This is a genomic window from Intrasporangium sp., assembly GCF_032907665.1.
GTDB lineage: Bacteria > Actinomycetota > Actinomycetes > Actinomycetales > Dermatophilaceae > Intrasporangium.
Window position 1 is genome coordinate 1 of sequence record NZ_JAJJPG010000112.1, and the last position, 11,954, is coordinate 11,954.

The window sequence follows — 11,954 nt, forward strand, 5'->3', positions numbered from 1 at the left end:
GCTGCCGCCGGTCTCCGAGCCGAACTCGGCCGCGCCGTCGGCACCCCCGTCGTGGGTGCTCGAGTCCGCGCCGCCATCTGCGGGTCCTTCGCTACCAGCACCGCCGTCAGCGCCGCCGTCGACACCGGACGGGTTCGCACCGCCGTCGTTGGGGCCCTCGCCCTGCTCGGACATGGAGCCGCCGGCCGGGTTGCCGAGTCCGGGATTCGCAGTGCCGTCCGGGCCGGCGCCCAATCCACCCGTTCCCGTGTCCGCTCGGCTGCCCATGCCCGTCGTCTCGTCGGCCGCGCCCGTCGTCATGTCGTCCTGGTCACTCATGGGTGGAGCTCCTCTCGTCGAGCGGGCACCTCGTCGCGCCCGTCCACCGGAACGCGTACCCACGCCCGACCCGGGCTATCCCGGGCAACGTCACCCGACCACCCCGTGACCAGCCCTCTCGCGCGACCCGAGCCCAGCGGCATACGGCATCATCCCGTGACGCTCACGGAGGGGGAAACAGACTGTCCGCCAAGGCTCTCAGCTCCGCCAGCCCCCCGGCCCCCACCGGTGCGCCGCCTGCAGGCGCACGCTCGTCGCCACCCGGGCCGGGTGCGGACTTCGGGACCGCTGCGCGGGCCCGGATCGCCTCGGCGAGCCGCTGCCCGTCCTTCTCTGCCGCGGCCGCTCGTTCGACGGCGCCGATCGCGGCCTCCCGCGCCTCCCCGGTCTCGGCCTGGGCCTCCTTGGCGTCCTGCTTCGCCTCCTCCGCCTGCTTCTCGGCGACCTTGGCCTCGCCGCGGTGCACCTCCCGGCCGAAGAGCCAGCCGATCGCGGTGAAGGCGATCGCCTCGATCCCCTGGATGACGAAGACGGTACGTAGCCAGGCACTCTCGTCGAGGCCGGTGTCGTCGGCGCGGTTGAAGGCGATGATGGCAAAGACGATGTAGATGGTGCCGATGAGCGCCGCTGCGCCGAAGAGCAGCTGCCACGGCACACCGTTGCCCTTGCCGTCGTTGCCCTTGCCGTCGTTGCCCTTGTCGTCGTTGGTCTTGCCGCGGCTGGTCCTGTCGCCGGTGCTCGTGGTGCCACTGCTCGTCGTGCCACTGCCCTCGGACCCGGTCATGCGCGATCACCTTCGCCTTCTTCGTCGTAGTCGAAGGCCGGCCGGTCCGCCTCCGACTGCCAGTAACCCTTGAGGGACTCCTTGAGCTCGTCGTCTCCCGGACTCGTGGCGAGGGCGTCGGCGACGCTCTGCCCCACGGAGCTGGAGGTCGCTGGATACGGCTCCGCCGAGTAGGGGTGGCCTGCGGGTGCCTGGGTCCAGCCGTCGCCGCCAGACCCCTTCGGTATCGGCCCAGGCGCAGGTGGGGGGTGGACCGGCGGTGGTGATGGCGTTGCTGGAGCAGAGGGACTCGGCGACAGCACAGAGCCGGCCTGCGGCGGCAGGCTCCGCGTCGCCGCCTTGCGGAGCGTCTGCTGCGCGGCCTCGGGAAGCTGGCTCGCGGACGCGCCCTCTGCCTCGACCCCGACGTGCCGTGCGGCGTCGACGAGCAGCCACGGCAGCTCGTCGCCGAGCTCGGCGGCGAGGTCCCGCAGGAGGGCCGGGTGCATGGACTTCTCCCGCTCGGTCAGCGTCTCCGCCTCCGCGACGAGCTGCGCCCGCAGCTCCGGAACCTGGTCGTCCCGCCACCCCAGACCGGATCGGCGTGCGATGCGCAGGACCCCGACGCCCGCAGTCATCGCCTCCACCCGGGCCCCGAAGTCCACCGCGCTGAGCCGCGCCTCCTGGTAGTGCCGTCGCGCCTCGTCGTAGTCGGCGCTCTCGTCGGGTCCGGCGGCGCAGTCCTCGGCGACCCGCGCGGCGACGAGGTTGAGCTGGACGAACTCCGGCCCGAGCCCGCGCTCGTCGGCCTCCGCGATCGCTGCCTGCGCCTCGGCCAGCGCCTCTCCCTCGTGCCCCTGCGCGGCCAGCGCCTCCACGACGAGGCGCGTCACGGCGAGCTCCCGGGGCGCCAGCTCCCGACTGCGGAGGATGGCGAGCGCCTGACCCGGTTGGCCGGCGTCGAGCAGCGCGCGGGACAGGCTCGTGGCCTGGCGGATCCAGGCGGTGCGGTCCGCCGCGGCGAGGTCGGCCGGGTCAGCCTCGGTGCCGAGGCGGCCGGCCAGGTAGACGCGGGCCTCAGGCGGCAGCTCGTCCCAGGCGTCCTCGAGGAAGGTCGCGGCGGCGTCGTGCCAGTGGGCGTCGAGGGTCGTGGTCGGCTGGCCGAGCATGAGCCGGTGGTAGAGGTGCTCGACGTGGTCGTCGATCTCGCTGCGTCCCTCGTAGTAGCGGACGGCGCGCTCATGGATGTCCGTGACCCGGTCGGCGTCCTCTGCCTCGAGCAGCGGGAGCATCTCGCGGCGCACGTCGGTGCGGTGCACGAGCAGGCCGGGCCGGGCCTCGGTGACGAGGGCGACCTCGCGCCGCAGCAGCTCGAAGAGGGCCGCGGCCCGCTCCGGTGTCACAGCACCCAGCCCGCACGGCTCGGCGAGGACCTCCCGGATGACGTCCGGTGTGATCTGCCGGACGACGAGCCCCGGGTTGGCGAGGGGTCGGACCTGCGTGTCGACGTGGTCGAGGATCCGGCGGTAGAGGACGCCCTGGACCTGCTCGGCCCGCAGGTCGTAGAGCAGGCGCCGACGCCCTCGACCCGACGAGATCGCCCGCGACCCTTCGCGGATGACGAGGTCGGCAGCGAGCCGGAGGCTGAGCGGGTTGCCGGACACGCGGTCGACGATGAGGCGGACGAGGGCAGGGTCGACCTTGTGACCGCGGAGGGCGCGCGTGAGCAGTGCCGTCGACTGCTGCTCGTCGAGCCCTTCGAGGGGCATGTTGCGGACGGTCAGCTCCTCGACGGGGGCGCGCCCGGCGACGACGACACGGAGCGCGGGCAGGCGCCGTTGCATCCGGTGCAGCGCCTCGTCGAGCTGGCGGAGGAAGGACCGGCTCCGGCGCTGCGCCATCTCGAACGTGTCGAGGACGACGAGGATCGGGGTCGTCCCGGTGACCGAGCCGACCACCTCGGCGAAGTAGCCCGCGACCTTCGCGGCGTCGGACTGCTGGCGACCGACGTCGCGCTTCGAGCTGCCCCGCACGGCCGTCGCCTCGTTGCGCAGTGCCGTCTGGGCGGCGAGCAGCTCGTCGATCTCCTGCCGCACGTGGGCGAGCGGCGCACCGAGCTCGGGCGCCTGGAGCGACATCTGTCGGGCTGCCTCGCCGAGGAGCGTCAGCGGGTACTGCGCGTCGAGCTCCGCCCGGTCGAAGCTGAGATAGCTGAACAGGAGCGGGTGCTCGCGACGGTGGTGCGGCCCCTGCCCGACGTGGTCGAGGACGAAGCGGGCGAGCAGCGTGGACTTGCCGACGCCGCCGGGTCCGTGGAGGGCCAGGGCGGTCGCGCCGTCCGCCACGGGCTGGTAGAGGTGGTCCTCGAGCAGCTCCAGCTCCCGCTCGCGGCCGACGAAGTCCGGCCCGGCCACGGCGCGCAACGGCGCGAGCACGTTGGCGAGGTCGAGCGCGGCCCGGACGGCGGGCTCGGTGGGCAGGTCCAGTCCCAGCGGGGCGAGCCACTCGACCGCACGGAGTATGCCGCTGAGCTCGGCCGCGGACAGACCGCTCAGCTCGCGCTCGCCCTCGATGAGGCGGCGCGCCATGCGGTGGGTGACGTCGTCGTCGCCCGCGCGGATCGCGTCGGGCCGGTCGAGCTCGCGGCGCAGGCCCTCGACGCCGAGGTCGCGGAGCGTCGCGTGCCGGACGGGCAGGCGCAGCCTCAGGCCGGTGCCCTGCCTGGTCGTCACGAGGTCGCAGTCGCGGGTGGCGAACTCGTCCAGGGCCTTCGTCTCAGCCGGGTCGACGGGTGGGCGCGTCGGCGCCGTCGTCGTGGCTGGCTCACGTGTCCCGCCGAGTGCGGCGCGCACGCGGTCGAGGAAGGAGCGCTTGGAGCCCGGTGCGTGTGGATCGGGTGTGGGCGTTGCGCGTCCGGCGCGGAGCGAAGCGAGGTCGAAGTAGTCGAGCAGGACGACGCGCGCCCGATAGCGCAGCTGGGCGTCGGTGGTCGGTGACCCGACCGAAGCGGCCCCGTCGGAGAGCCCGCCCTTGGCCGCGGCACTCTCCTGCCTCAGGGTGGCGAGCCGGGCGCGCATCTCGTCCGCGCTGACGACGGGTGCGCGTTTCGCCTCGGCCATCACGTCACCCCGAAGACGGCTCGGGCGTGGGTCATGGCGGTCGGACCGAGCTCGGCAATCGGCTTGGCGTCGATGGGACCGAGGGTGTCGACGAGCTCGTCGAGCGCCTCCTCGTCGGGCTCGGCACCCTGGAGGGCGAGCGCGGCCCGTCGGAAGAAGACCTTGACGTCCTCGCGCGTGGGGTGGCTGATCGGCTCGGTCAGGGCCAGTCCGGCCGAGGCCGGGTTGCCGGAGTAGCCGAGCACGACGACGCGGAGCGGGCCGAGGTCGCGGTTCGCGGCGGCGCGGGCGACGGCGTCGACGAGCTGCAGGGCCCCGCCGGTGGCGGTCGTCGGGGTGAAGCCGTCGAGGACGAGCCACACCGCCTCGTTCTGCTCCTTGACCTCGTCGGCGAGCCACGGGACGAACCGGCTGACCACGGTCTCCGGCTGGGCCGTCGGGTCGAAGGTCGGGGACTCCATCCCCACGACCGTGGTGGCCATGAGCGACGCGAGCTCCCGCACGTCGATCGGCGCCCCGGCCCGCATCGACATGTCGATGGCCTTGACGCACTGCGGCCCTCCGTGGTCCCCGAGGTAGTGGATGAACTGGCGCGTGTAGGTCTTGCCCGCCCCCTCCTCGCCCATGACGAGCAGGGCGCGCCGGGCCTGACCGGTCAGCATCTGGTGCAGGTTGCTCCGCAGGTGGGTGCGGTCGATGAAGGGCAGGTCGTCCCAGAGCAACGCGGCCTCGAAGACCTCGTCGGGGATCGCCGGGGATGCCGGCCCGACGAAGCCCGTGACCAGCGCCGCCGAGTCAGGGGGCTCGTTGAGCAGACGGGTGAGCAGCGTCTGGCCGTCGGCGCTGTTGGGGTGGGCGCGAACCCGCTCGACGAGGAGCCGCAGGCGGTGCTGTTTGCCTGCGGTGATCGTCACGTCCTGCCAGAGCATGGCGACCGGCTGGTCGACGACGATGACGGTGAGGTCGACGCCGGCCTCGAGTGCGAGCGCGCGCACCTCCTCCTTGCTCTGGAAGGTCTTGCGGAGGAAGTCGAGGAGTGCCAAGGCGTCCGGGTGGGAGACGTCGAGAGTTCGGTCGAGCAGGCCCATCTCACACCAGCCCCTCGGCGGTGAGGGCGGCGACCACGCGCTCGATGCGCCGGCCCTGGTTGTAGTACTCGGTGCGACCGTCGTTGACCGTGCTGCCCCAGCGGTGGTGCAGGCCGACGACCTGCCACTGCTCGTTGAAGACCGGCGACCCGGACGAGCCGGCGTCCGTGTCGGTGCGGTACTGGATGACGTCGTCGGTGACGGCGACGACGACGTTGTGGATCATGCCGATCTTCTTCTCGCGGCCCTGCGGGTGCTGGATGATGTACACCCGGTCGAGGGGCTCGGGCTCGGCGGCGCCGGTGAGCGGGACGATGCGGGCCGACTCGGGGATCGCCGTCCCCGTGCGCACGACGGCCCAGTCGTGGTCCGCCTTGCCGACGATGGTGTCGGGCCGGCAGGCGACGATCGTGTACTCGCGCGGCGCCCCGCCGAAGGCGAGCTCGAAGCCGAACCACGCTTCCACGGCCGTGGCGGGGCCGACCTCGTCGAAGAGCACGTGGTGGTTCGTCAGGAGCAGGTCGTCACCGATGCGGAAGGCCGTGCCGTAGTACCGCTTGCCGTCGTTGAGGGTGACGAGGAGCTTGGCGACCGAAGGGCTGAGCTCGAGGCCGCGCTCGAGGAAGGACACGTCGAGCAGCGTCGACTGGGCCTCGATGGTGCGCTCGAGACCGGAACGGTCGTCGGCGTCGACCTTCCAGGCGATGGCGTCGATCGAGTCGCTCGGGTCGGTCGAGGCGGCGGGAGTCTGGGTCAACAGGGCGTCAAGCACCGGCCGGATGGCAGCCGCGTTGGGGTCCTTGGCGGCAGCGCCGAGGAGCAGCCGGAGCCGGTCCTGCTTGCGCGCCGTGTCGAGCACCGCGGTCCAGACGAGGTGCATGGGCCCGGACATGTCGACGTAGCCTGTCTGCATCCCCGAGGACCTCATGAGGTCACGGACGGCGGCGGGGGAGTCGAAGGTGTCCAGCAGCGTGCTTCGCAGCTGCTGGACCTCAGGTCGGCTGAAGTCGAGCGGATACGTGTCGAGGACGTGGCTCATGGCGGCGTCCCGATGGCGTCGTGCTGCAGCTGTGTCATTCGGTCCCCACCCCGATGGTGCACGCGGCTCTCACCCCCAGTGAAGCACCGCGGCCCTGCCCACAAGGTCGGATTTGCCCAAACTGCGCCGGCCCGTTTCGACGGCCGTCGCCCGCGTGGACACCGGCCACAGCACCTCGTCGGGAAGAGGGCGGGACGCGCCCCAGTGATACCGAGCCGGTTCGATGACGGGTTTCGCGTCATGAAATGGGTACACGTTCGTCTACAAGGCAGTGGCCGCCCTCGCGACCCCCCGAGGCGGGGGCGGCCACATCCTTCATTCCGACCCGAGGAAGTAGTCATGGACGTCCTGATGCTGGCCACGCCGATCGTCGTGGCCGTCGGCCTGCTGGCGCTGCTCCAGCGCATCGAGGCGGGCATGACGGAGAAGGCGCCAATTCGGATCCCCACGGGTGACCTCGGTGCCCCCCGCGCTGCCGAGCCGAGCGAGCTCCCCCCGAGCGACGTCGCGACCCGTGCGGATGTGGTCGGGACCCGCCGCCCGGTCCACTCGCCCCTCATCGCGGGCGCACCCCTCGCGGTCGTCGTCACCCTCGCCGTGATCACCGCCGGCGCGGTCGTCCGCATGGCTGCCTGAGGGCGCCGAGAGGAAACCCGGGCACGGGAGCGAGCCCAGCGGCATACGATCCCCTCGTGCTCATCGACTCCCCGGGCCTCGCCACGGACCTCGCCATCCTCGAGCTCGAGGGCTCGACGATCACCGACCACGGTGACCACCTCGTGGTCCGGACCGTGAGCAACCCGACCTATTACTGGGGCAACTTCCTGCTCCTCGGCACGGCGCCGGCGGCGAACGAGATCCCCTCGTGGCTGGCGCGGTTCGAGGAGGAGTTCCCGGCGGCGGCCCACCGCACCTTCGCGGTGCTCGAGGTCGAGGCGGACCACTCGCCGTGGACGGAGCACGGCTGCACGGTCGAGCTCGACTCCGCCCTCGCGGCGACGCAGTTGATCGCGCCGGAGCCTCCCTCCATGGACGCTGAGATCCGCGCCTTCTCCACCGACGACGACTGGGAGCAGTCGGCACGACTGTCGGCCGAGGACGACGACAGCAGCGATCCCGAGGCCAGGTTGACCTTCGAGCGCCGGCGGGCCCTCGCCGAGCGGAGCCAGGCCCAGTCGGGCCGGGGACGCTGGTTCGGTGCCTTCGTCGACGGGCAGCTCGTCGCCCGAGCGGGCATCGTGCTGTTGGGCGCCCGTGCGCGCTACCGCTTCGTCGTGACGCATCCGGAGCACCGTCGACGCGGCCTCGCCGGCGCACTCGTGCACGCCGCCGGCCAGTGGGCGCTCGCCCAGCCAGGCGTGGAGCAGGTCGTCATCGTCGCCGACACCGATGGCCCCGCCATCAACCTCTACCGGTCCCTCGGTCTGCGTGAGGCGGGCAGCCACATCGGCATCGAGCGGCGCCCGGCGGGCGTCGGCTAGCTCCTCGCCGCTGTCTTGCGGGCAGACCTCTTGACCGGGGTCTTCTTGGGGAGGGTCCGCGAGTCGGCGATGCGGACCGAGCCCCCGTCGCGGTCGAGCACGAACAGGCCGATGGCCTCGGCGAGGTCGCTCAGCTTGCTGTAGCCGTAGCGCCGGGGGTCGAAGTCGGGCGCCTGCTTGACGATGAGGTTGCCGACGGCGCTGAGACCGGCCCACCCGCTCTCGCCGGACGCTGCGTCGATGGCCGAACGGAAGAGGTTGACAAGCCGGGCGTCCTGCCGCAGCTCCAGCTCGGACTTCCTTGTGGTCGAAGGCGATTCGTCACTGTCGACGGTCTGCGTGCGGAAGATCTCCGTGTAGACGAACTGGTCGCACGCCTGGACGAAGGGCTCCGGAGTCTTCTCCTCGCCGAAGCCGACGACCCGCTTGCCGGACTCGCGCAGGCGCGAGGCGAGCCGGGTGAAGTCACTGTCGCTCGACACGATGCAGAACCCGTCGAACGTGCCCGTGTGGAGCAGGTCCATCGCGTCGATGATCATCGCGCTGTCGGTGGAGTTCTTCCTCGCCGTGTAGGCGAACTGCTGGATCGGCTGGATCGAGTGGGTCAGCAGGACCTTCTTCCAGCTGCTCAGCTGGGGAGTGGTCCAGTCGCCGTAGATCCGCTTGACGCTCGCGACGCCGAACTTCGAGATCTCTGCGAGGAGGGGCTCGATGATCGAGGCGTCGGCGTTGTCGGCGTCGATGAGGACGGCCAGATGGGCGTTGCCGTTGGGCACTGTCGTCATGACCTCATCCTGCCGCGCCGACGCCGCCGGGTCAGGCCGAAGCGCGGGGCTGCTGCTCGCCCGCCTTCATCTCCGCCTCGTAGCGGTGCCGCTCGGGGTCGCCCGCCTCTTCGCGGACGCGGTCGACGACGTCGCGGAAGACCGTCCAGTAGCCGTCGTCGAAGGCCTCGACGACCTGGAAGGTCCACATCCCCGGCAGCACGTCGCGCCCCACGACGCACTCCTCGACGACGTCGGCGGCCGAGTCGAGCCCGGCGTCCCGTAGCAGGTCGACCGCCTCCTGCAGGGTCGCGTCAGCATGCCCGGTCAACCGGTGGAAGCCGTAGAGGAGCCCGCGAGCGTGCTCGATGACCTCGAGCGACTCCGACAGCTTGCCCAGGGCCGCGACCGTGGCGTCGTCGAGGTCGGGTGGTCGCGGTCGCGGGTGGGTCCCGTCCGCACGCTTCGCACTTCCGTAGCGCTCCACTGCCTCGTCAACGTTCACCCCCTCCGCGTGCCCACCGCGGTCGGCTTTGAAACGCCCAGGGCCGTATGCCGCTGAGCCGGCTCACCTCGAGGCGTTCCCTCGCGCTCCGGTCGGGCTGGTCCTCGTCGGTTCGGTGTCGTCGGATCGTCGGGTCAGTCGTCGTCGGGTCGGTGTCGTCGGGTCGTCGGGTCGTCGGGTCGTCCGGTCAGTCGTCGTCGGCGTCGGGCGGGGCCACGTCGGCGCGCGGGACGAGGCGGACCTCGGTGATGGCATGGTGGCCGACCGCCGTGACCTCGATCGTCCACCCATCGATGTCCACCCGGTCGCCGGGGGCATCGGGGATCCTGCCGAGCCGGTGGAGGACGAGTCCGGCCACCGTCGTGTAGTCCCCGTGGCGGACGAGGTCGGCGAGCACACCGACGTCCTCGAGGTCGTGGACCGGGAACGTGCCGGGCAGGGTGACGGAGCCGTCGTCGCCGCGCGCGATGTCGATGGAGTCGCTGTCGGTCTCGTCGTAGATCTCGCCGACGACCTCCTCGAGGAGGTCCTCGAGCGTGACGATCCCGTCCACGGAGCCGTGCTCGTCGATGACGACGGCGAGTTGTTGGCGCTCGGCTTTGAAGCGGCGCAACGCTGCCGAGACCTTGGCCGTGTCGGGCAGGACGAGGGCCGGTGTGGCCACCTCGCCGACCGAGCGCGGGTAGTCGTCGTCGAGGAGCCCGGCCCAGTGGGCGACGCCGATGACGTCGTCCCGATTGCTTCCGCGGATGACGGGGGCCCGGGAGTGGCCTTCCTCCGCGAGCAGCGCACGGGCCTCGGCGACGGGCATCGAGTGGCGCAGGAAGAGCGTCTGGCTGCGCGGGACGAGGACCTCCCGCAGGGTGCGCTCCTGGATGTCGAAGGCCCCCGTGATGATCTCGCGCTGCTCGGGCCCGAGGCCCTGGTGCGTCGCCACGATCTCGCGGAGCTCCTCAGGGGACAGCTCCGAGCTTGCCGCCTCGGCCCTGCCCCCGAGGAGGCGCACCACCGCGTTGGTGGCGACCCCGAGCGTCCAGACCGCCGGTCGCGAGAGGGTCGAGAGGAGGTCGAGCGGCCGGGCCACGGCCCTGGCCCACGGCAGCGCCATCTGCATGGCGAGGCGCTTCGGGGCGAGCTCGCCGAGGACGAGGGTGATGAACGTCAGCACGAGCGTCACGCCTGCAACGGCCACGACCTCGGCCGCTCCGCCGAGGAACTCCAGCGCGGGGACCAGGGGCTCGGCGAGCGCGACGGCTGCGGTCGCCGAGGCGAGGAAACCGGCCAGGGTGATGCCGATCTGGATCGTCGCGAGGAACCGGTTGGGGTCCCGGGCCAGGCGGACGAGGCGGCGCGCCTTGCGGCCGCCCTCCCTCTCCAGCTGCTTGAGCTGACCCTCGCGCAGGGAGATCAGGGCCATCTCGCTGCCGGCGAAGGCTGCGTTCAGCAGGACGAGGAAGAAGACGAGGGCGATGTTGAACCAATAACCGGACACCTGGTCTGGCACCGATCCTTTCGTTTGCGGATGGTCCATCGTAGGCAGCCGCCGGCCGCGAGCGGCGCCGAGCGTCCCACGCGCCAGCCAGCCCGGCGGCATACGGCATCGGGGGTGGCCCCGGGCGTGCGCGCACGAGGCGCCGGCGAAAGCCGTCGGTGACGGTGGGGGCGTGGACCTCCTCGACGACGGCTACGACCCTGAGCTCTGGCCTGACCGGGGTTCCCTTGGTGGAGGTTCGCCCAGGTGCTCGAGCACGGTCTCACTGATCTCGGTGAGCGCGGCCAGCTGGTCAGCTGTCAGCAGGTCGACCATGTGTTGGCGCACGCCGGACAGGTGCCTGTCAGAGGCCGCAGCGATCGCGCGGAGTCCCTGTTGCGTCAGTGAGACGTGTGCCGACCGGGCATCGTCGGGATCCTTCTCGCGGCGCACGAGCCCGCGGCGCTCCATCCGTGCGAGGTGATGGGAGAGCCGGCTCTGTGACCAGGCCATGTACTCCGCGAGGTCAGTGACGCGCCAGCGCCGATCGGGGACCTCCACGAGGTCGGACAGCACCGTGTAGTCGGCTGCCGAGAGCCCCGTCTCCGCCAGCTCCCGGGCGAGACGCGCCTCGAGCATGGTGAACATGCGGCGATACGCGCGCCACGCTCTTTCCTCCTCCTCGGAGAGCCATCGCGACAGCACAGGCGGCACTGTACGGAAATGTGGTTGACATGTCATGCACTATTTACATGACACATCATGTTTCTTGGTCACCACGATGGAGGAAGCGATGACGATCCGACTACTCGGCATCTCCGGCAGTCTGCGTCGAGACTCGTACAACCACGCACTGCTGAGGGCCGCTGCGCGCCTGGCGCCCGAGGGCGTCGACCTCGTGGTGCACGAGGGCCTCAAGGACGTGCCGGTCTTCGACGAGGACCGTGAGTCTGATCCCCCGCATGGGGTGCGGGCCCTCCGGGCGGCGGTGCAGGGAGCAGACGGCGTGCTCCTGGCCACCCCGGAGTACAACCAGTCCATCCCGGGGTCGATGAAGAACGTCATCGACTGGCTCTCGCGCTCAGACCATCTGGAAGGCAAACCGGTCGCCGTGGTGGGTGCCACCAGCGGCCCCTGGGGCACTCGGATCGCGCAGTCGCAGCTGCGACAGATCCTCCTCGCCGTCGGGGCTCCCGTGCTGCCCGCACCCACGTTGTTCGTCCCTCGCGCCGACGAGGTGTTCGACGCTGGGGGCGAGCTCGTCGACGGTGAAACGCTGCGGCGCCTCGCCGGCATCGTCTCGGCGCTGGTGGACTGGACGAGTCTGCACGGGTCGGCAACGGTGCGGCAGCCCAGCCGCCTCGAGCTCTCCGGTCCGGTCTCGTGATCCGCGGCTGAGTCGTGGC

At 71.5% G+C, this 11,954-nt stretch carries 12 protein-coding genes; 3 read left to right on the forward strand and 9 right to left on the reverse strand.

Translation table 11 applies throughout. The annotated features are described in order from the left end of the window. The 5 genes from LOY02_RS14745 to LOY02_RS14765 all read right to left on the reverse strand — a co-directional run. A partial coding sequence (locus LOY02_RS14745; protein WP_317183120.1) for a hypothetical protein occupies positions 1 to 318 on the reverse strand: 318 nt, incomplete at its 3' end. 163 nt (positions 319 to 481) lie between these two features. Further along, positions 482 to 1,102, reverse strand: coding sequence for a hypothetical protein (locus LOY02_RS14750; protein ID WP_317183121.1), 621 nt, complete (start codon positions 1,100 to 1,102; stop codon positions 482 to 484). Continuing rightward, positions 1,099 to 4,200 carry an AAA family ATPase gene (locus LOY02_RS14755; protein ID WP_317183122.1) on the reverse strand — a complete coding sequence of 1,034 codons (3,102 nt, stop codon included), beginning with the start codon at positions 4,198 to 4,200 and terminating at the stop codon, positions 1,099 to 1,101. Before LOY02_RS14755 ends, LOY02_RS14750 begins: the two co-directional genes overlap by 4 nt. Beyond that, positions 4,200 to 5,288 (reverse strand): hypothetical protein, encoded by a 1,089-nt coding sequence (locus LOY02_RS14760; RefSeq protein WP_317183123.1) that lies wholly within the window; start codon positions 5,286 to 5,288, stop codon positions 4,200 to 4,202. Before LOY02_RS14760 ends, LOY02_RS14755 begins: the two co-directional genes overlap by 1 nt. A 1-nt stretch (position 5,289) precedes the next feature. After that, the gene (locus LOY02_RS14765) at positions 5,290 to 6,327 is read right to left on the reverse strand and encodes a trypsin-like peptidase domain-containing protein (RefSeq protein ID WP_317183124.1); all 1,038 of its coding nucleotides are present in this window, start codon (positions 6,325 to 6,327) and stop codon (positions 5,290 to 5,292) included. A 339-nt stretch (positions 6,328 to 6,666) separates the two neighbouring features. Between LOY02_RS14765 and LOY02_RS14770 the strand changes: the two genes are divergently transcribed. Together LOY02_RS14770 and LOY02_RS14775 are read left to right on the forward strand one after the other, a co-directional pair. Further along, the gene (locus LOY02_RS14770; protein ID WP_317183125.1) at positions 6,667 to 6,963 is read left to right on the forward strand and encodes a hypothetical protein; all 297 of its coding nucleotides are present in this window, start codon (positions 6,667 to 6,669) and stop codon (positions 6,961 to 6,963) included. A gap of 56 nt (positions 6,964 to 7,019) precedes the next feature. Further along, positions 7,020 to 7,808 (forward strand): GNAT family N-acetyltransferase, encoded by a 789-nt coding sequence (locus LOY02_RS14775; protein ID WP_317183126.1) that lies wholly within the window; start codon positions 7,020 to 7,022, stop codon positions 7,806 to 7,808. Here the strand turns inward: LOY02_RS14775 and LOY02_RS14780 are convergent. The 4 genes from LOY02_RS14780 to LOY02_RS14795 all read right to left on the reverse strand — a co-directional run bounded on the left by LOY02_RS14780 (position 7,805) and on the right by LOY02_RS14795 (position 11,253). Then, positions 7,805 to 8,593, reverse strand: coding sequence for an NYN domain-containing protein (locus LOY02_RS14780; protein ID WP_317183127.1), 789 nt, complete (start codon positions 8,591 to 8,593; stop codon positions 7,805 to 7,807). The genes LOY02_RS14775 and LOY02_RS14780 overlap by 4 nt on opposite strands. Before the next feature lie 31 nt (positions 8,594 to 8,624). Continuing rightward, positions 8,625 to 9,077, reverse strand: a complete 453-nt coding sequence (locus LOY02_RS14785) for a hypothetical protein (RefSeq protein ID WP_317183128.1) — start codon at positions 9,075 to 9,077, stop codon at positions 8,625 to 8,627. A gap of 187 nt (positions 9,078 to 9,264) precedes the next feature. Beyond that, positions 9,265 to 10,569, reverse strand: a complete 1,305-nt coding sequence (locus LOY02_RS14790) for a hemolysin family protein (protein ID WP_317183129.1) — start codon at positions 10,567 to 10,569, stop codon at positions 9,265 to 9,267. A 192-nt stretch (positions 10,570 to 10,761) separates the two neighbouring features. Continuing rightward, positions 10,762 to 11,253: a MarR family winged helix-turn-helix transcriptional regulator gene (locus LOY02_RS14795; protein WP_317183130.1), complete on the reverse strand. Its 492-nt coding sequence runs from the start codon at positions 11,251 to 11,253 to the stop codon at positions 10,762 to 10,764. 88 nt (positions 11,254 to 11,341) lie between these two features. Between LOY02_RS14795 and LOY02_RS14800 the strand changes: the two genes are divergently transcribed. After that, positions 11,342 to 11,935 carry an NADPH-dependent FMN reductase gene (locus LOY02_RS14800; protein ID WP_317183131.1) on the forward strand — a complete coding sequence of 198 codons (594 nt, stop codon included), beginning with the start codon at positions 11,342 to 11,344 and terminating at the stop codon, positions 11,933 to 11,935. Positions 11,936 to 11,954: the final 19 nt, after the last annotated feature.